This is a genomic window from Cobetia sp. BMC6, from assembly GCF_029991385.1.
Classification (GTDB): domain Bacteria; phylum Pseudomonadota; class Gammaproteobacteria; order Pseudomonadales; family Halomonadaceae; genus Cobetia.
Genome location: NZ_JAKUMF010000012.1, coordinates 84,863 through 104,166, shown reverse-complemented (window position 1 = coordinate 104,166; position 19,304 = coordinate 84,863). Strand labels below are relative to the sequence as shown.

The window sequence follows — 19,304 nt, the reverse complement described above, 5'->3', positions numbered from 1 at the left end:
CTCGACCTGCCGGAGATAGTGCATTTGAATCCGGAGCGGGATCCGATACCGCAGGCAATAGGGTTTTAAAAAGCCAGAACCACTTCATGTGCCAACTATGTTGACAGATTCCGATCGGCGGGGCCGGCAAGTCCGGCAGTACCTTGAAGATTCGCCCGCCACTGTGCATCGAGCGCTCGGAAGCCGACCTCTTCCTGGACAGGTTTGAGCAATCCTTGAGAACGACTGCCAGGTAACCCACTCGCAATACGTCATGGATCATCGGTGAATAACTCCGCTTCGGAGCGGCAGGTTGCAATTGATAAGCAGGGTATTGCACTGGCTCGTGAGGTAATGGCTCACGATGTAATTGCTGCAGGGCGTCTGGTGAGACTTTTCGATGAGGTGATATGCGCTTCTTCCTTGGCCTATTACGTGATTCATCGGCCTGGGGGCAACGCTTGCCAAGGTGCAAGCCTTCCGCGAGCGGTTGCTGGAGGAAAGTGGCAGCGAGTCTCGTGGATCTGATGGAAGCTGCTGATGAAGACACCGGCCCGTCATGACTGACGTCTTGTTTAAAACCATGAGCTGCAATGCAACAAGGGGAGCTTCGGCTCCCCTTGTTGCGTAAGCATGAGTGGATCTAGTCGAGGGTCAGAAGTCCATGGTCAGCCCAAGGTTCAACCGGCGGCCATCCAGCACCACGCCGTAGGTGTCATTGGTGACTTCCTTGTCAGCGATGTTGTAGAGGCCAGCCTTGACGCGAGCGCTCTCGTTCAAGGCATAGACGACACCCACATCGAAGAAGGTATAGCTCGGCGTGCCTTCGCTCATGCTGGTACGTGACAGGTAATCACTGGTTTCGCCACGGTAGTTCCCCTGTGCCCACAGATTGAGGTCGTGAGTGGCTTGCCAGTCCAGCGCCACGTTGAGCATATGTTCCGGGATCTTGTTCAAGGGCTCGCCCTTGAATTCACCACTTTTCTGCTCGGAGTCGGTGTAGGTGTAGCTGGAGCTAAGGTTCACGCTTGGCGTGATGGCATAGTCCAGTGACAGCTCGATGCCCTGCATGACAGCTTCGTCGATGTTGCGGTAGGTGCTGACGAAATAGTAGTCAGTGCCGGCATAGCTGCACTCGCGGAAGGCGGGATCGGAGAAACCTTCATCCGGGCCCTGGCAGAGGCGGTCTTCGGAGATCTTGTCCTTGAAATGGGTGTAGAACAGGGTGGCGCCGGCGCTGAGCGTGCCAGACTGGTTCTGGAAGACGGTGCCCAGCTCGTAGTTGGTACTGGTTTCCGGATCCAGCTCCTCGTTACCGATGATGACAGCGCTACCCCGACCGGTTCGACGTCCAAAGCCCTCTGTCGCAGCGGATAGGCTCGGCTGACTATAGCCCGTGGAAACCCCGCCCTTGAGTGTCCATTGCGGGTCAAGGTGGTAATTGGCATAGACGCGCGGCGAGAGATGTCCGCCAAACAGCTCGTCATCGTCGTAGCGCAAGCCGGTGGTGACGTTGAGGTCCTCGGTCAGACTCCATTCCATCTCGACGAATAGCGCCGCGATCCAGCGATCGACGTTATCGACGGCCCCCGGGACATTCGAATCCAGCAAACCATTGGTCTCATCGGTCAGCTGCTCGAATTTGTACTGACCGCCGAAGGTCAGCATATGGTCGCCCCAGAAGTACGTGGTCTGGTTGTTGAGCGTGGTGACTTCTTCGCGTTTCTCATCATTGGAGTCCAGCACGTTCTCCGAGATATCGTGCTGTAGATAGGTGTCCGTGAGGAAGCTGCCGTAACTTCCCTTGTGGCCAAGGGTATAGACGTCCTTATCGTAGCGATAACGACTGGTTTCGGAATCATCCGCGATGCTGACGCCAGCATTGTGAGTGTATTCTTTCTTGGAAGCGGTATAGCCGAGCGTGAACGCATTGTCCTCATCTGGCGTCAGCGTGAACTCGGCACCTCCTTGACGTGTGTCGCTATCGGGCATGCTTTCGGCATTGTCGCTACCGCCCTGGTAATCGCTTTCTTCATAGCCGGTCCAGTTGCCATGGACCTTGAGGCCGAGCAGGCCTTCGATGAGCGGCCCGCTGGTATAGAAACTCAGCTGCTGACCGTCATTGCTGATGTCGTTGAGCGAGTGGGTATATTCTGTCGTGACAGACCCTGACCAATCATCCGCCACCTTCTTGGTGATGATGTTGATGACGCCGCCCATGGCTTGTGAGCCGTACAGCGATGACATCGGTCCGCGAATCACTTCCACTCGTTCGATCATCGAGATCGGGGGGAGACCAATCTGCTTGCCTTCATCATTGCCATTGGTATTCACGGAGCGGCCAGCCGAGAGCGGGCGGCCATCGATCATGTAAAGCGTGTAGCTGTTGTCCATCCCTCGAATACTGATGTCCTGAGAATTCCCGCCCCCCGTAACATAGACGCCAGGCACATTATCCATGGCATCTGTGATGTCCGTGTACGACTGCTTGTTTAGCTGCTCGCCGGTAATGACCGAGATACTGGCAGGGGCATCCGAGATCACCTGCTCGTAGCCGGAAGCTGTCACCACCACAGGTTCCAACTGGCTGGATTCGTCAGCCTGTACGCCAGCAGGTAGGCAAGCGGCGGCGATACCGATAGCCAAGGCCGATCGAGCAAAGGGGAGTGCGGGGACTGTCATGTTCCTGGATCCTTGAGGTCGCGATTATGTCGTTATTGAGCCACGAGGTTTTTTAGGGTTATGGCCACTGAGTGCTCTGTTGACGTCGACTTCGGGTAAGGAATACGACAGACGTCATCGCATCAGTGTCGATCTTTTTTTCGTATTTAAGAAAACAAATGATAAACATTCGTATTTTTTAGTTTAGGTGTGTTTCTTTGTTGTCAGAGTTGCGTTCTGCGCAACCCTCGGTGGTGGCATGGAGTCGTTCGTAAATTGCGGGTTGTGCAACGCACAGTTGCATGATTTTGAGGAAATAGCCGTGCTAGGATCGCAAACACAAATGATATTAATTATTATTCAATAAAGGGGGTGTCGATGAACGTCGCTGGGCTCACCTTGTCTGTTTCTACTCTGTTGTTGGCTGCTTTACCTATTAGTGCCCAGGCACACGAAGTCGGCGGGGGAGAGCATGGCCCTTCCGTCGTGAGTTTGGACTGGGGCGCTGCCGATACGCTGGATGAGCTGGGATTAGCCGAGCATCTCGTCGGGGTACCACATCAGTCTGCGCCCGCCTATGTGTCACACCTGGTCAAAGGTCGGGCAGATATCGGCGGGCTCAAGGAGCCTGATGTCGAGGCGATCGCGGGATTGGAGCCGGACCTGATTCTGGTCACCGGTCGTCAATCTGGATCACTTGAGGCACTCAAGGCTGTGGCGGAGACGCGTGATGTCACTCTCGAAGAAGGCAACTACTTCGAGGCACTGAGCGGCAAGGTACTGAGCTTGGCGTCCCCGTATCATGCTGAAGAAAAGGCACGTGAGAAGCTGGCAGCGCTCGAGTCGGATATTGCGACGGCGCGTGAAGGGCTGGCGGAAAATTTTGACGCGTTGGTCGTGATCCATAACGACGGTCGTTATGTTCTGCGCCAGGAGCCGATCGTCACTGAGCTGCTGCAGATCGATCAGCCGGCGCTGCCGAACTCCGTGGAGCCGGTCAGCCGTGGTGAGCGTACTTTCTATCCGCTGACGCCAGCGAATATTGCCGAGATGGCGCCGGATACTCTGTATGTGGTTGATCGCAGTGCTGCCATTGGCCAGACCCCAATGGATGCTGACGCGCTTAAGGCCGCGCTGGCCGATGCTGGCGGCGCGGACATTGGTGTCACCGTACTATCCCCGGGGCTTTGGTATCTCTCCGGCAATGGCTTGCAGAGTGTGCGTGCCCAGATGAATGAGATTCTCGAAGGGCTGTAAAGGCCGGGGCACACGGTTTCTTGTCAGACACACGAAGGCCAGGCATCTGCCTGGCCTTCGTGTGTCTGACGGATATGAATCAGGCGATGTTGTCTGATCTGAGGCTTCAGCGCTGCTTGAGTTGATCACGCAGGCCCGTCGGGACCTGTTTGATGATCAGACGATCGCTGGCCTCATCGTATTCAACTGAGTCGCCCAGCAGGTGCGAGTCAAAGCTGATCGAGACGCCCGCGGCGCGCCCGGTGAAACGCTTGAACTGGTTGAGCGTCTTCTTGTCCGGCGGGATTTCCGGTGACAGCCCATAGTCGCTGTTGCGAATGTGGTCGTAGAAGGCCTGCGGGCGCTCCTCATCGATCAGCTCAGACAGCTGATCAAGGGTAATCGGCTCACCGAGCTTGGCCTGGTCGGTGGCATAATCGACCAGGGTGTCGGTCTTCTCGCGGCTGGCTTGCTCGGCCATGTCTTCCTTCTCGACATAGTCGCTGAACGCCTTGAGCAGGGTACGGGTTTCCTGGCCGGCATCCCGCTGCTCCTGTGCACCCAGCGTTTCGGCGAAGGCCTCGGCGAGCTTGGTGCGTCCGCGATCACGCGCCCAGGATAGATAGGGGTGAGAGGTCGAACTGCCTTGCCACTGACTGATATCCAGTCGCGCGGCCAATGACATCTGGGTCAGGTTGAGCTGGCGGGCAGGCGTCACCGCAAGGGTCTCGTTGATCGCGAAGCCATCACGATGATGCAGCAACGCCATGAACAGATGACGCGTCTCGCCCTGTTGGTGATCCACCACCAGCAGATGGCCGCCTGTCGGGAGGTTGTCATCGATCAACGGCATGAGACGACTGGCAAGCGCCTGGGTCAGGTTCGCGAAATCGCTATCACCTGCGAGGAAGGCCGCCAGTTCCGTGGGGAAGGCGGCAGGCGCGTCTTCATTGAAACGGCCCCAGTTCTTGGCCTTGCCGTGGTAGGCATCATTGAGCCCGGACACCAGATCCTCCAGTGCATCGGATGCCGCCAGGGTGGTGGCGGCAGGCACCAGCTGGGCCGGCGTCTCGCTATTGCCCTTGTCGATACGGTGAATGATGCTGTGCAGGATCGGCATGGGAACCTCCCTCGGGTGCGATGAACGGGCTGGGGATAATACCTGCCAAGTCCCATAGCGTCACTCTCCGCGAGGTCTCTTCACGGACAGGTTTCACCCGGGATCAGCTGGGTAGTGAGCAGGCGAGGCGAGGCGGGTTCCAGCCCTAGAATCATTCGCGCGGCAAGGCGGCCTTTCTCGGTACTATCCTGCTGGACCGTGGTTAGGCGTGGTGAGCGATATTGCCCTTCCTCGATACCATCAAAGCCGGTAATACGCAGGTCTTCGGGAATCCGGATGGCACGTTGTTCCGCCAAGGTCACGGCGGTCAACGCGATGCGGTCGGACATGCACATCAGGAGGTCTGGCCGTTCACTGGCCGGAAGATCCAGAATCTCTGCCAGCACCGGCGCGCAGACCTCGTAGGTGTTTTCCTCGATGTTCCACATCGTCACAGAATCGGGGGAGATATCCCGCTCAGTCAGCGCACGATGAAAACCCGCCAGTCGCGAGCGGGTGATGGTTCGACCCGCCGGGAGCAGCGCATGGGCTTCGGTGATGCGGCCGTTGCAGGCTGTTTCGGTCAGGCGCAGGTTGACGATGCCGATGCGACTGGCGGGTGTCTTCAGGGCATGTCGCGCGATGGCGTAGCAGGCGGGCTCATCATCCACGTGGATGGCGGGGTGGTCGCCCAGATCGAAGTCGACCGCCACGATGGGCTTGTGACCCGCGCTCTGGAGTTCTTCCACCAGCGCCATGCTGGCCATCAGCCCGTAGACGATGAAGCCATCGGCAATGCTGTAAGACCCCGGCACTTGAGAGGCATCCTGGCGACCCGAGAGCAGCAGCAGGGTATGGCCGTGGGCGTCCAGCACTTCGGCGATGCCCGACAACAGCTCGCTGGCGACGGCATCCTTGAGGCTGTAGGTCAGTGTCTCTGCGAGTACCACGGCGATGATCCGTGAGCGCCCCGTACGCAGGCTTCGCGCCTTGGCGTCCGGACCACGATAGCCCAGCCGTTTGGCCTCCTCGAGAATCCGCTCGCGCAATGCAGGCGAGAGCTGGTCGGGGCGGTTGAAGGCGTTGGAAACACTGGCGGTGGAGACGCCCAGTTCTGCGGCTAGCTCCTTGAGAGTGATACGGCGAGGCGATGACACAGGCGTCGGGTTCCTGATGATGAAAAGCTTGAACGATTAAGTGCAGAAATAGCATATCGCCACGTACCAGAAATGCCCAGAAAGTGATGGAGGCGGTGCGACCAGACTGAGCTGCCTTTGCACGCCATCTGCCCGGGACAATGCCCCGGGCAGATGGTCGGTCGCAAGCGCCCCTTGCTGGTCCTTTCCTTTACCCATCCTGGTCTCTTGACGCATCGGCTGGCACGACCAGCCAGGTTGCCATCCCCGGCGACAGTCTCAATTGGCCTGTCTCAAGGATAGGCGTGGCCATACCGGGCAATGAGACGATCTCTATCGGGTCATGACACTGGCCATGCAGCGTTCGCGAGCCCAGCAGGGCTGTCAGATCGAGCATGACGGGAGAGTTGTCGTGGCCTGATTTGTGGCCTGATTGGTGTCCCAGGTTGGCCAGGCACATCATCCGCTGATGACGGTCGTGACGTATCACACCAAAGACACCCTTCGGCAGCACGGACGGGGAGATGAGTGTCTGTTGCCCCGTCTTCAGCGTCGCATTCTCGCGACGCAGTTCCAGCAGTTGGCGAACGTGATTCAGCAGACTCTCGGGCGCCTCTTGTTGCAACGAGACCGCCTGTGACTGATGTGGAACATGGACGGGGAGCCAGGGCGACAGGGAGTCGGCGCAGAATCCACCATGGCGATGAGGCTCCCACACCATGGGCGTGCGACATCCATCGCGTCCCTTTACCTCGGGCCAGAGCGCGATTCCGAAGGGGTCCTGCAGCTCGGCGTAGCTCAACTCCGCTTCCTCGAATCCAAGCTCTTCGCCCTGATAGAGGCAGAGGCTGCCCCGCAATGAGCAGAGAACTGTCAGAGCCAACAGGGCACGGTCACTACCCCAGCGACTGGCGCTGCGCGGAACATCATGATTGGACAGCGCCCAGCACGGCCAGGCGTCATCGCCATGTTCGGCAAAGCGTGCCAGAACGGCGTGCAATGCCATGGCATCTCCCGTGCTGTTGAGCAGGTCGAAGGTGTAGGCCATGTGCAGGCGGTGCTGACCCGCGGTGTAGGCTGCCATGGCGGGGAGCGGGTCGCTGCCCCCGACCTCGCCGACACTGGTGGCGCCCGGGTATTCCTCCAGCAGGGCACGAATCTCTTCCAGATAGTCGAGATTCTCTGGCTGATCCGCATTGTGCTTCAGCAGCTGATAGCTGCGGGGATGCCCGCGGCTACGATAGTCGTCCGATGACGGGGGATTGTCTGTCAGCGCCCGATCATGAAAGTAGAAGTTGGCGGTGTCGAAGCGGAATCCGTCGACGCCCAGTTCCAGCCAGAAACGCAGATTGTCGAGCTGTGCCTGACGCACCTCGGGATGATGGAAGTTGAGATCCGGCTGGCTGGCGAGGAAGTTGTGCAGATAGTACTGGCAGCGCCGCGAATCGAAGGTCCAGGCCGGCCCACCAAAGGCGGCTAGCCAGTTGTTGGGCGCGCTGCCATCTGGACGTGGGTCAGCCCAGACGTACCAGTCAGCCTTGGCATTGTCCCGGGACTGGCGACTTTCCCGGAACCACACATGCTGATCGGAGCTGTGTGACAGCACCTGATCAATGATGACGGCCAGTCCGAGCTCATGTGCGCGGGCGATGAGGCGCGTGAAATCCTCCAGAGTGCCGAACAGGGGATCGATGTCACGGTAGTCCGAGACGTCATACCCGAAGTCTTGCATGGGCGAGGTGAAGATGGGGGAGATCCAGATCGCGTCCACCCCCAGGGTCGCGAGGTAGTCCAGGCGTTGGATGATGCCGGCGATATCGCCGACACCGTCGCCATTGGCGTCCATGAAGCTACGTGGATAGATCTGATAGAGCGTTGCACCACGCCACCAGTCGTGTGTGGCATGGCGATGAAGTTGGGTAGGCGTCATTGCACGTTCCTTGTCGTCGATGCGGCGCTAGTCACACGGAAGCCGGCAGGCGTGAAAGGCCTCGCCTGGATGAGAGAGGCCTTCCAGCGTGCGGTCAGAGTGGGTTGTCTGGGCGGAGCGGGGGACGGTGGTGTTACCAGCCCCGGCGGCCGATGCGCTCAAGCTCCTTGCCTAGCGCTTCCACCGCCTGGGTGCCCGTCTCCTCGCCGGAAAGCACACGGTGGGTGCGGTTGAAGAAGGTATTGGAGACGCGAGCGTAGGCGTCGCCCGTCACCGAGGCCGGACGCGCGACGCCGGTCCGGAGCGCTTCATAGAGCTCACCCATCGAGGGATTGCTCGCCAGCACCTCGTCATCCTGATAGAGGTGTTCGATGGTGGGGTTGCGTCCCATCTTCATGGCATGGGCCTTCTGCTGCGGGGCAGCGGTGATATAGGCGACCAGCTCCGCTGCGGCCTGCGGGTGCTCCGAGTAGCGTGATACTGCAAGATTCCAGCCGCCCAGGGTCGCGCGGGATTCGCCCTGTGAGCCATGGGGGAGGGGCGCCATGCCGACCTTGCCGGCCACCGGACTGCCCTCGGCCTGGCTGAGCTTCCAGACATAGGGCCAGTTGCGCAGGAACAGCGCATTGCCCGACTGGAACAGCCCGCGTGACTCCTCCTCGGTATGATTCAGCGCTCCTTCCGGGGCGATGCTGCCGATCCAGGAGGCGGCAAGGTCGAGTGCCTGCGCGGCGTGCGAGTTGTCGATGGTGACCTCACCGGCATCATCCACCAGGGTGCCGCCGCCCTGACTCGCGACCCACTCGAGTGCGTTGCAGGTCAGCCCCTCGTAGGCGCGTCCCTGGAAGCTGTATCCCCAGAAATCGGCATTGCCGGCGTCGCGTTCGGCCGCCTGGATCGTACGCGCCGTCTCGGTGAGTTGCTGCCAGGTCTCCGGCACTTGCTGGTCGTATTTCTCCAGCAGGTCCTTGCGGTAATAGAGCACGCCTGCGTCGGTGTACCAGGGCATGGCTACCAGACGGCCCTCCACGGTGCCGTTGTCGATCAGCGCGGGGAAGAAGCCCTCGGTGGCGTCGTCGGGCAGGTAGCGGGAAAGATCGACCAGGTGATCGTCCAGCAGCCCCGGCCACGCCATGTCGACGATTAGCACATCGATGTCGCTGGAGCCGCTGCTGAGCAGCTGCTGATACAGCGAGAGCTTCTCGGTGGTGTCGTTGGGAGTGGAGATCACATTGACGCGATTGCCGGACTGCTCGGCCCATTGCTGGGCGAGCTCCGGGCACATGTCGGAATCTCCACCGGGGCCACAGGCAATCGTGACCTCGGTGGCCAGTGCGAGTGGTGCCGTCAATGAGGCCCCGCTCAACAGCAGGGCACCGGCGCTACCCTTGAGGGTCGTGAGCATCCGGTGGCGTGGGGTGCTGATAACAGAAGGCATGGCGTGCGACTCCATCATTGTGATTGTTGTTGCGGCGTCCGGGATGACCGTCATCCACCGAGCATCCCGTGAATCATCGAATCCGCCAGGCGTCAGTTGAGGGCGAGCCACATGGCGCTGCCTGGCATCAGCGACAGGGGGTGGTGAGAGGTGTGTGTCGCCGTGACACCGGCGATCTCGATGGCGGTCCAGGTGGTGATGTCTGGCGCGAGTTGGCTCGGGTCGATCACGCTCGGCGTGTCGCCTGCCCCGAGGTGAGCCAGACACAGCAGGCGTTGCGCGCCTTGCTGACGCACGCTGGCGAAGACGTCGTCAGGCAGCCGCTCGGGCGCAATCAGGATCTGATCGCCCTCGCGCAGCACCTGGCTCGTACCGCGATAGCGCAGCAGGCGACGCGCTCGTGACAGGAAGCTGTCATCACGCCTTTCCTGCTGCGCCACCGACAATGGCAATTGCCGTGGGGAGACCGGCAGCCAGGGTGTGGCCTCAGCCTCGACTCCGGACTTCGTCGCGCGACGACTGAACCCACCGTCCGGGCTGTCATCCCAGACCATCGGCGTGCGGCAGCCATCGCGGCCCTTGATCTCGGGCCACAGGTTGATGCCGAAGGGGTCCTGCAGATCTTCGAAGGCCAGCTCCGCTTCTGGGAGTCCCAGTTCTTCCCCCTGATAGAGGCACAGGCTGCCGCGCAGCGAACACAGCACCGTCAGGGCGAGCAGGGCACGCGACTCTCCCCAGCTGGTCGCACTGCGTTCCACGTCATGATTGGACAGCGCCCAGCAAGGCCAAGTGTCTTCCCCCTGCTCGGCAAAGCGCGTCAGCACGTCGTACAGCGCGCGGGCATCGCCATCACTGTTGAGCAGGTCAAAGGTGTAGGCCATGTGCAGGCGGTGTTGGCCGGCGGTATAGGCGGCCATGGTCGGGAGAGGGTCATTGCCGGCGATCTCGCCGACACTGGTGGTGCCCGGGTACTCATCGAGCAGGTCGCGGATGCGCTCCAGATACGCCAGATTCTCCGGTTGCTCGATATTGTGCTGCATCCGCTGATAACTCTGCGGGTTGCCCGGGTTGACGCCTTCGCGCGGCATTGCGGGGTTGTCGGTCAGGGCGCGGTCATGGAAGTAGTAATTGACGACGTCGAACCGGAAGCCATCCACCCCGAGGTCCAGCCAGAAACGCAGGTTGTCCAGCTGCGCCTGGCGCACCTCGGGATGATGGAAATTCAGATCCGGCTGACTGGCCAGGAAGTTGTGCAGATAGTACTGGCGGCGCTTGGCATCGAAGGTCCAGGCGCGACCACTGAAGGCCGCCATCCAGTTGTTGGGCGGGTTGCCATCCGGGAGCGGGTCAGCCCAGACATACCAGTCGGCCTTGGCGTTGTGACGGTCCTTGCGGCTTTGCTGGAACCAGACGTGTTGATCGGAGCTGTGAGACAGCACCTGGTCGATGATCACGCGCACTCCCAGCTGATGGGCTTGCGAGACCAGCCGCTTGAAATCGTCCAGGTGGCCGAACATCGGGTCGACATCCCGATAGTCCGCGACGTCATAGCCGAAATCCTTCATCGGCGAGGTAAAGAAGGGCGACAGCCAGATGGCATCCACGCCGAGACTGGCCACATGGGGCAGGCGCTCGATGATGCCGGCCAGATCGCCGATGCCGTCGCCGTTGGCATCCATGAAACTGCGAGGGTAGATCTGATAGATCGTGGCGCCACGCCACCAGTCGAGGCGTGCGTGAGGATCGAGTTGAGACAGGGACATCATGACCTCCATGTGAGTCGCGTGATCGGCAAGCGAGAGATTCAGTGCGCATCGCCAACACAGCGCGCGATGGCAATACCGTGGGGTGGCAGCGTCAGGCGACCTGACTGCCAGTGGCCATTGATCATGCCGGGGGCATCCTCGAGGGCTTCCGCTCGCCAGGCGGTCTCCAGAGTCAGGGCCTGAGCAGAGAAGTTGAGCGCGATCAGCAACGACTCGCCGCCTGAGTGACGCGTGAAGCAGATGACTTCCTCATGCAGCGAGTGGAAGTGGATCTCCCCTCGGCTGAGAGCGGGGTGACGGCGGCGGAAGGCGAGCAGCTCCCGGCTGGCATTCAACAGCGATGCCGGGTCGTGTTCCTGATGGTCGACGGCCAAGGCATGGTGGAAGTCGGGAACCGGCAACCAGGGAGACACGCGAGAGAAGCCCGCATGCGACTCACCGGCCTGCCACGGCATGGGCGTCCGGCAGCCGTCGCGTCCCTTGTAGCGTGGCCAGAAGGTGATGCCGGCGGGGTCCACCAGCTGGTCATGGCGTAGCTGGGCTTCACTCAGCCCCAGTTCTTCGCCCTGATACAGGCAGACGCTGCCGCGCTGGGTCAGCAGGAAGGCGAGATAGAGGCGCAGGCGCGCCGGCGAGGCTTCGGCGTCCCAGCGCGTTGCCAGGCGTGTGACATCGTGGTTTCCCAGTGCCCAGCATGGCCAGCCGTCCCCGATCTGCGCTTCCATCGTCTGTAGGGTCGCCAGGAGGTGGTCAGGTGAGGCGTTCTCGGTCAGCAGATCGAAGGAGTAGGCCATGTGCAGCCGCTGGTCGCCTTGGGTGTACTCGGCCATCACGCGCAAGGAGTCATCGTCGCCGACCTCGCCAACGCTGGTGGTGCCGGGGTATTCATCGAGCAGACTCCGCAGCCGCTCGAGAACAGCGAGGTTCTCGGGTTGGGTCTTGTCGTGAAGATGTTGTTGATAGCCGTAGGGGTTGTCCGGGCGCACGCCAATGAAGCCCTCGGCGATCTCACGCCGCGGCGGGTTATCCTTTAGCTCACCATGTGTGCAGAAGTTGATGGCATCCAGGCGGAAACCATCCACCCCCCGCTCCAGCCAGAATCGCACTTCTTCAAGAATGGCCGTCACGACCTCGGGGTGATGGAAGTTGAGGTCCGGCTGCTCGATCAGGAAGTTGTGCAGGTAGTACTGGCAGCGGCGAGTATCCCATTGCCACGCGGAGCCCCCGAAGATCGATTGCCAGTTGGTGGGCGGTGCGCCATCGGGTCTGGGGTCTGCCCAGACATACCAGTCGGCGCGCGGGTTATCGCGGCTCTGGCGGCTTTCCTCGAACCACGGGTGGGCGTCGGAGGTGTGTGAGAGCACCTGATCGATGATGACTTTCAGGCCGCGCGCATGCGCTGCCTCGACCAGACGGTCGAAGTCCTCCAGGGTGCCGAACATCGGGTCGACATCGCGATAGTCGCTGATGTCATAGCCGAAGTCCTTCATGGGCGAGGTAAAGAAGGGGGATAGCCAGATCGCATCGACATTCAGCGAGGCGATGTAATCCAGGCGCTCGAGGATGCCCGGCAGATCACCGATGCCATCGCCATTGCTGTCCTGAAAGCTGCGCGGGTAGATCTGATAGATGACGGCGCCGCGCCACCAATCGTGGGCCGACACCTGGGTGTCTCGAATCGTGGACATGCGAGTCTCCTGGGCGGGAGCCATGGCTCCCGCCCGTGGGGTCCTTGCGGAGAATGAAGCGGTTGGCCTGAGGCGCCGTGAGCAGGCGCTGGATACTCAGTCCTGGCTGCCAGGCCCTCGAGAAAAAGCCCTGCAGAACAGGCCCTGAACGTCAGGCTGCCTGGCGTTGCTGGGTCAGGCTCAGCGCGCGATCCTGGCTGTCGAAGAGATGCACGTGCTCCAGGTCCGGCACCAGCGCGACGCGTTGGCCGATCTTCCACTGACTGGGGGCTTCACTGCGGTGGATCAGCAGGCTGTCGCCGACTTTCGGATCCAGATAGACATAGACTTCGTTGCCCAGGTACTCGACGTTGACGATCTCGAAGGCGTTGTCGCCACGGGCCTCTTCCAGGCAGAGGTGTTCGGGACGAACCCCCAGCATCAGACGGCTACCAACGCGCTCGCTACCGGCATCGCGAGGCAGGCCCAGCTCGCCGATCCCGGCCGTCGTGATGCGACAGTTATTGGCATCGCTGCTCAATAGCTCCGCCGGCAGGAAGTTCATGGTCGGGGAGCCGATGAAGCCGGCCACGAAGCGGGTCGCCGGTGCCTGATAAAGTGTCTGGGGACTGCCGACCTGTTCGATACGGCCATCACGCAGTACCACGATCTTGTCGGCCAGGGTCATGGCTTCGACCTGGTCGTGGGTGACGTAGACCATGGTGGAGCCCAGGCGGTGGTGCAGGCGGGCGATCTCATTGCGCATCTGCACCCGCAGTGAGGCATCCAGGTTGGAGAGCGGCTCATCGAACAACAGGATCTTCGGCTCACGCGCCATGGCGCGCCCCATGGCGACGCGCTGTCGCTGGCCGCCGGAAAGCGCCTTGGGCTTGCGGTGCAGCAACTCCTCGAGCTGAAGGATGCGCGCCGTCTCCATCACGCGTTGTTCGACGCTTTCCTTGTCGGTCTTGGCAAGCTTGAGGCCGAAGGCCATGTTCTCGTACACCGTCATGTGCGGGTAGAGGGCATAGGACTGGAAGACCATGCCCACGCCGCGCTCACGCGGGGGGAGGTCATTGACCAGATCGTTGGCGATATGCATCTCACCCTCGGTGATCGATTCCAGCCCGGCGATCAGGCGCAGTAAGGTCGACTTGCCACAGCCTGACGGCCCGACGAAGACCACGAATTCTCCGCTGCCGATCTTCAGGTCCAGGTCCTTGATAATGTGCGTGCTGCCGAAGGTCTTGTTGATCTTGGAGAGGGTTACGCTTGTCATCTTGCGACTCCCAGCCGGTGCTCGGCACCGGCTTTCGAAAGAAGGTTAGTCGAGTGCCAGGAAGGCAGCCTGATAGGGCGGCAGTACCAGGCGCGCTGTCTGGGGCTGAGCCTCATCCAGTTCGGCAGTGAAACCCGTGCCCTTGAGAAGACGCGCGCCGCCTGCGTAGGCTTGCGGCAGCGCGGTACTTAGTTCAGTGCCTGTGAGATTGAACAGGCACAGCATGCGCTGACCGTCATGCTCACGCAGGAAGCCCAGAAGCTCGTCCCCCACGTCGACCAGTTGAATGTCCCCCTCACGCAAGACCGGATGCTGACGGCGGAAGTTCAGCAGAATCCGCGTGGCATGAAGCACAGAGTTAGCGTCGTCTTCCTGGTTGGCCACGGCCAGTGGCAGGTGGCGCTCATCGACCGGTAGCCAAGGCTCGACACTTGAGAAGTCCCCTTGCGCCGCTTGACGCCAGGGCATGGGGGTCCGGCAGCCATCACGGCCCTTGAACTCCGGCCACAGCACCTTGCCGTAAGGGTCCTGAATACGCTCGAAGGGCACCTCGGCTTCTGGCAGGCCCAGCTCCTCACCCTGGTAGAGGCAGACGCTGCCGCGCAGTGACAACACCATGGCCAGGGCGACCTTGGGGTAGGACACCGGGTCTTCGTGGGCCCCCCAACGGGTGGCGCTGCGCACCACGTCGTGGTTTGACAGGGCCCAGCATGGCCAGGCATCACCGGCCAGGCGCTGGAAGCGCTCGATGACTTCTCGGATATAGCCTGCGGAATGCGGCGCATTGAGCAGATCGAATCCGTAGGCCATGTGCAGCTTGTCGCCCCCAGCGGTGTATTCCGCCATGCGCTCCAGCGGCTTGTCGTCACCGATTTCACCGACCGTGGTGGTGCCGGGGTATTCATCCATCAGGGCACGTAGGTCTCTCAGGAAGTCGAGATTTTCCGGGCGGCTCAAGTCATAGACGTGGCGCTGCCAGGTATAGGGGTTGGAATCCGGCGCGCCCAGTGTCTTGGCTTCGCCTGCTGGCACTGGCGGATTGTCGCGCAGAGCCTGATCGTGGAAGTAGAAGTTGACGGTATCCAGTCGGAAGCCATCGACGCCGAGTTCCAGCCAGAAGCGCATGTTGTCGAGCTGAGCCTGACGGGCCTCCGGGTGATGGAAGTTCACGTCGGGCTGGCTGGTCAGGAAGTTATGCAGGTAATACTGCTGGCGGCGCGAATCGAAGGTCCAGGCCGAGCCGCCGAAGATCGACAGCCAGTTGTTTGGCGGCGTGCCATCGGGCTTGGGGTCTGCCCACACAAACCAGTCGGCCTTGTCATTCGTGCGGTCCTGACGGCTTTGCTGGAACCAGGGGTGCTGGTCGGAGGTGTGGCTGATCACCTGGTCGATCATGACCTTGAGATTGAGCGAGTGAGCGCGCTCCAGCAGGGCCTTGAAGTCCTCCAGGGTGCCGAACATCGGGTCGACATCACGGTAATCGCTGATGTCATACCCGAAGTCGAGCATCGGAGAGGTGAAGAAGGGCGACAGCCAGATGCCATCCACGCCCAGGGAGGCCACGTAATCGAGTCTGGCGGTGATGCCCGGCAGATCGCCGATCCCGTCGCCGTTGCTGTCCAGGAAGCTGCGCGGGTAGATCTGGTAGATGACGCCACCGCGCCACCAGTTGGAGGAGGTCTGCATTTGGGCTTCGAGCAATGACATGAAAATTATCCTTTGACGGCGCCGGCGGTCAGGCCGGATACGATGCGGCGCTGGAAGATCATCACCAGGATGACCAGCGGTATGGTGACGGTGACGGAGGCGGCCATGATGGGGCCCCAGGGGAGCTCATGCTGGCTGCCGCCGGAGATCAGGGCGATGGCGACCGGCACGGTGCGTTCGCTGTCGGTCAGCGTGAAGGTCAAGGCGAACAGGAACTCGTTCCAGGCCGCGATGAAGGCGAGCAACCCGGTGGTGGCCATGGCCGGCCACATCAGGGGCAGGAAGACCTTGGTGATGGTCTCCCACGGTGTGGCGCCGTCCATGATCGCGGCCTCTTCCAGTTCCATGGGCAGCTGACGCATGAAGGTCGTCAGTACCCAGACGGTGAAGGGCAGCGTGAAGATGGTGTAACTGAGAATCAGGCCACCGGGGTTGTTGTAGAGATTCAGGCTGCGAATCACCTCGAACAGCCCGGAGAGCACCGCGACCTGAGGGAACATCGAGACCCCGAGGATGATCAGCATCACGGTGGAGCGGCCGCGAAAGCGCACGCGCCCCAGCGCATAGGAGGCGGTGATGCCCAGCAGCAGCGCGATCAACACGACGCTCAAGGCGATCAGGATCGAGTTGCCGATCGCCTGTAGGAAGCTCTTCTGCGCAAAGATCTGGGCATAGTTGCTGAAGTCCAGAGAGGTCAGCCAGTAGTTGACCTCGAACAGCTCACTGGACGGTTTCAGTGAGGTGATCACCGCGTAATAGAAGGGGAACACGGCGTAGACGATGATGATGGCGATCAAGGCCCATTTGCCGACATGCTTGGCGAGTCGGGTCAGCTGGTAGCGGTTCATCGGAGTCTGATTCATTTCTCCACTCCCAGTTGGCGGCGGCCAAGGTAGAGGTAGACCACGACGGCCAGCGCGATGATCAGGAACAGCATCGTGGAGGCGGCACTGCCGTAGCCCACGTCCTGGAACTCCACCAGTTGCTGGCGGGCGTAGATGGACATGGTCATGGTGCTCGACGAGTTGGAGGTCAGCACATAGATGACATCGAAGACGCGCAGTGCATCGAGAAGGCGGAAGATCACAGCGACCAGCAGGGCCGGGGTGATTAATGGCAGGGTGACACGGAAGAACACCTTCACCGGGTGGATGCCATCGACCTCGGCGGCCTCATAGCAGTCCTTGGGCAGCATCTGCAGCGCGGCGAGTACCAGTAGTGCCACGAAGGGGATGGTCTTCCAGACATCGACCATGATCACGGCCCACATCGACAGATCGGCATCCGCCGTCCAGGCCAGGGGCGCATCAATCAGCCCCAGCCCCATCAGCAGGTGGTTGATGATCCCGAACTGGTCATTGAGCATCCAGGCCCACATCTTGGCGGAGACGATGGTCGGGATGGCCCAGGGGATGAGCACCGCGGCGCGGACCAGCATGCGCCCCTTGAATTCGGCGTTGAGCAGCAGGGCCACGATGATGCCGAAGACGACTTCCAGCGACACCGAGATGACGCTGAAATAGACGGTGTTCCAGACGGAATTCCACCACACCGGGTCAGCCAGCAGGCCGTACCAGACGCCGTCGTCCTTCACGAGGTAGTTTTCAAAGCCGATGAAGGCGGCGCCGGTCGTGTCCGAGAGCGAGGCATCGGTCAGGCTGAGGTAGAAGGTTCTCAGCAGTGGCCAGCCGGCCACCAGGGCCAGCGCGACCAGCATCGGCGCGAGATAGGTCCAGGCCGCACGTACCCGCTGGCGTCTGACCTTGGTGCCGCGTTTGCGGGTCCGGGCCGAGGGCGTGTCCGTCGGCACTGACTCATTGAGCGTGGTTGTCATGCGAAACCTCCCGGGTTACCAGCGACGACGTTTGATGCGAGCCAGCTCGCCCTTCAGCTGAGCCACGGCCTGGGCGCCGCTCTGCTCGCCGCTCAGCACACTGTGGGTCGCATTGAAGAAGGCGTTACTGACCTGGCCGTAGTTGTCACCGGTGACGGCAGACGGACGTGCCACGGCATTGGTGAAGGTGTCGTAGAGCGTGCCGAAGAAGGGCACGGCGGTGAGCACCTCTTCGTCCTGATACAGCGCCGTGAGGGTCGGGTTGTAGGCGGCCTGGATGGCCCGGCGTTTCTGCTCGGACTCACCGGTGAGGAAGGCCACCAGCTGCGAGGCGAGCTCGGGGTTCTCGCTGTACTTCGAGACCGCCAGGTTCCAGCCGCCCAGCGCCGCCGCGCTTTCTCCCTCGGCGCCGTGGGGCAGCTTGACCACTCCGACCTTGCCAGCCACCTTGCTGTTATCGCTCTGGGTCAGCGACCAGGCGTAGGGCCAGTTGCGCATGAAGACGGCGTTGCCGGACTGGAAGATGCCGCGGGCTTCTTCCTCGGAATAATTGAGCGCCCCCTGCGGGGTGATCTCGCCGATCCAGCTGGCGGCCAGGTCGAGAGCGGAGGCCGTATTGGGGTTGTCGACGGTGATCTCGCCATCGGCATCGACAATGGCGCCACCGTCGTTGCTGGCGACCCATTCCAGCGCATTGCAGGTCAGGCCCTCATAGGCACGCCCCTGGAAGACGTAACCCCACATCTTCTCGCTGCCGGCCTCGCGTTCCTTTGCCTGGATCTGCGTGGCAGTCTCTGTCAGCTCCTGCCATGTCTCGGGAGGTGCGAACCCGTATTTCTCCAGCAGGTCCTTGCGGTAGTAGAGCACCCCGGCATCCGTGAACCAGGGCATGGCCACCAGGCGGCCATCGACCGTGTTGTTGTCGATGATGGTCTTGAAGTGGCCCTGCGATGCCTTTTCGCCGAGCGTCTGGTGCAGATCAAGCAGGTGATTGCCGAGCAGGCCCGGCCAGACCACATCGATCTGCAAGACGTCGATGTCACCGGACTGCGCTGACAGAATCTGCTGGTAGAGCGAGAGGCGTTCCGTCGAGGAATTGGGCGTGGAGACGATATCGACCTCATGGCCGGTCTTGTCTTCCCAGGCAGCGACGCCCTGTTCACAGAGTTCCAGTTCGGCCCCGACCGCACCGCAGGAGATGGTCAGGTCCGCGCCCATCGCAGGGGCGGTGGTGGCCGCTCCCAGCAGGGCGAAGCTTGAGGCGATTAGCGTCTTGCGTTGCATGGTGGATCCTCGTCACTTGTTGTTGTTTGACCCGCATCGGACGACTGGGTGGGGGAGAGTCACAACGTCGTCCGATGGTGGCTTCTTAATCGATTAAGGCGTAGTCACAGTCAAACGATTGGCGTCGATATCCGCAACCTGAACTTTGGTCTTGCTGTCACCGATATGTCGCCAGAAATGGGAGTTTTACGCGGTGATCGCTCCCCTTTGGTCGAATTTCGACATAAGTCGTGTGTCTGGAGCGCCGGATTGCCACTAGGGTCTTAAACGATTAAGTGAGTGTGGCAA

Annotated in this window: 13 protein-coding genes; 1 reads left to right on the top strand and 12 read right to left on the bottom strand. The window is 61.2% G+C overall.

What is annotated here, in order from left to right:
• Window positions 1-633: 633 nt before the first annotated feature.
• Window positions 634-2,661, bottom strand: a complete 2,028-nt coding sequence (locus tag MKZ40_RS15960) for a TonB-dependent receptor (RefSeq protein ID WP_175090561.1) — start codon at window positions 2,659-2,661, stop codon at window positions 634-636.
• Between the two features lie 357 nt (window positions 2,662-3,018).
• Here MKZ40_RS15960 and MKZ40_RS15955 point away from each other — a divergent pair, with 357 nt between their 5' ends.
• Window positions 3,019-3,897, top strand: a complete 879-nt coding sequence (locus MKZ40_RS15955; RefSeq protein WP_175090560.1) for an ABC transporter substrate-binding protein — start codon at window positions 3,019-3,021, stop codon at window positions 3,895-3,897.
• Window positions 3,898-4,003: 106 nt separating this feature from the next.
• Here the strand turns inward: MKZ40_RS15955 and MKZ40_RS15950 are convergent, their stop codons facing one another.
• The 11 genes from MKZ40_RS15950 to MKZ40_RS15900 all read right to left on the bottom strand — a co-directional run bounded on the left by MKZ40_RS15950 (window position 4,004) and on the right by MKZ40_RS15900 (window position 19,016).
• Window positions 4,004-4,996 (bottom strand): nucleoid-associated protein, encoded by a 993-nt coding sequence (locus tag MKZ40_RS15950; protein ID WP_175090559.1) that lies wholly within the window; start codon window positions 4,994-4,996, stop codon window positions 4,004-4,006.
• An 80-nt stretch (window positions 4,997-5,076) separates the two neighbouring features.
• Window positions 5,077-6,132 (bottom strand): LacI family DNA-binding transcriptional regulator, encoded by a 1,056-nt coding sequence (locus MKZ40_RS15945; protein ID WP_175090558.1) that lies wholly within the window; start codon window positions 6,130-6,132, stop codon window positions 5,077-5,079.
• Window positions 6,133-6,322: 190 nt separating this feature from the next.
• The gene (locus tag MKZ40_RS15940) at window positions 6,323-8,041 is read right to left on the bottom strand and encodes an alpha-amylase family glycosyl hydrolase (RefSeq protein ID WP_175090557.1); all 1,719 of its coding nucleotides are present in this window, start codon (window positions 8,039-8,041) and stop codon (window positions 6,323-6,325) included.
• A 133-nt stretch (window positions 8,042-8,174) separates the two neighbouring features.
• On the bottom strand, window positions 8,175-9,479 hold the full coding sequence (locus MKZ40_RS15935; protein WP_254627202.1) for an ABC transporter substrate-binding protein: 1,305 nt from the start codon (window positions 9,477-9,479) through the stop codon (window positions 8,175-8,177).
• A gap of 92 nt (window positions 9,480-9,571) precedes the next feature.
• A complete protein-coding gene (locus tag MKZ40_RS15930; protein WP_217485952.1) occupies window positions 9,572-11,245 on the bottom strand; it encodes an alpha-amylase family glycosyl hydrolase in 1,674 nt (557 codons plus the stop codon).
• Window positions 11,246-11,283: 38 nt separating this feature from the next.
• Window positions 11,284-12,933, bottom strand: a complete 1,650-nt coding sequence (locus MKZ40_RS15925; RefSeq protein ID WP_175090555.1) for an alpha-glucosidase family protein — start codon at window positions 12,931-12,933, stop codon at window positions 11,284-11,286.
• A gap of 151 nt (window positions 12,934-13,084) precedes the next feature.
• Window positions 13,085-14,191: a sn-glycerol-3-phosphate ABC transporter ATP-binding protein UgpC gene (gene ugpC / locus MKZ40_RS15920; protein ID WP_175090554.1), complete on the bottom strand. Its 1,107-nt coding sequence runs from the start codon at window positions 14,189-14,191 to the stop codon at window positions 13,085-13,087.
• 45 nt (window positions 14,192-14,236) lie between these two features.
• Entirely contained in the window at window positions 14,237-15,877 is a 1,641-nt protein-coding gene (locus MKZ40_RS15915; RefSeq protein WP_175090568.1) for an alpha-glucosidase family protein, read from the bottom strand.
• A 26-nt stretch (window positions 15,878-15,903) separates the two neighbouring features.
• Window positions 15,904-16,746 carry a carbohydrate ABC transporter permease gene (locus MKZ40_RS15910; RefSeq protein WP_084208934.1) on the bottom strand — a complete coding sequence of 281 codons (843 nt, stop codon included), beginning with the start codon at window positions 16,744-16,746 and terminating at the stop codon, window positions 15,904-15,906.
• Window positions 16,747-16,757: 11 nt separating this feature from the next.
• Complete coding sequence (locus tag MKZ40_RS15905; protein ID WP_175090552.1) at window positions 16,758-17,732, bottom strand: sugar ABC transporter permease; 975 nt, start codon at window positions 17,730-17,732, stop codon at window positions 16,758-16,760.
• A 15-nt stretch (window positions 17,733-17,747) separates the two neighbouring features.
• Window positions 17,748-19,016, bottom strand: coding sequence for an ABC transporter substrate-binding protein (locus tag MKZ40_RS15900; RefSeq protein ID WP_175090551.1), 1,269 nt, complete (start codon window positions 19,014-19,016; stop codon window positions 17,748-17,750).
• Between the last annotated feature and the right edge of the window lie 288 nt (window positions 19,017-19,304).

Excerpts from the sequence above, each read along its gene's own strand:
- MKZ40_RS15960 (WP_175090561.1), bottom strand. The coding sequence starts at position 2,661 with ATGACAGTCCCCGCACTCCCCTTTGCTCGATCGGCCTTGGCTATCGGT.
- MKZ40_RS15955 (WP_175090560.1), top strand. The coding sequence starts at position 3,019 with ATGAACGTCGCTGGGCTCACCTTGTCTGTTTCTACTCTGTTGTTGGCT.
- MKZ40_RS15950 (WP_175090559.1), bottom strand. The coding sequence starts at position 4,996 with ATGCCGATCCTGCACAGCATCATTCACCGTATCGACAAGGGCAATAGC.
- MKZ40_RS15940 (WP_175090557.1), bottom strand. The coding sequence starts at position 8,041 with ATGACGCCTACCCAACTTCATCGCCATGCCACACACGACTGGTGGCGT.
- MKZ40_RS15935 (WP_254627202.1), bottom strand. The coding sequence starts at position 9,479 with ATGCCTTCTGTTATCAGCACCCCACGCCACCGGATGCTCACGACCCTC.
- MKZ40_RS15930 (WP_217485952.1), bottom strand. The coding sequence starts at position 11,245 with ATGATGTCCCTGTCTCAACTCGATCCTCACGCACGCCTCGACTGGTGG.
- MKZ40_RS15925 (WP_175090555.1), bottom strand. The coding sequence starts at position 12,933 with ATGTCCACGATTCGAGACACCCAGGTGTCGGCCCACGATTGGTGGCGC.
- ugpC (WP_175090554.1), bottom strand. The coding sequence starts at position 14,191 with ATGACAAGCGTAACCCTCTCCAAGATCAACAAGACCTTCGGCAGCACG.
- MKZ40_RS15915 (WP_175090568.1), bottom strand. The coding sequence starts at position 15,877 with ATGCAGACCTCCTCCAACTGGTGGCGCGGTGGCGTCATCTACCAGATC.
- MKZ40_RS15910 (WP_084208934.1), bottom strand. The coding sequence starts at position 16,746 with ATGAACCGCTACCAGCTGACCCGACTCGCCAAGCATGTCGGCAAATGG.
- MKZ40_RS15905 (WP_175090552.1), bottom strand. The coding sequence starts at position 17,732 with ATGACAACCACGCTCAATGAGTCAGTGCCGACGGACACGCCCTCGGCC.
- MKZ40_RS15900 (WP_175090551.1), bottom strand. The coding sequence starts at position 19,016 with ATGCAACGCAAGACGCTAATCGCCTCAAGCTTCGCCCTGCTGGGAGCG.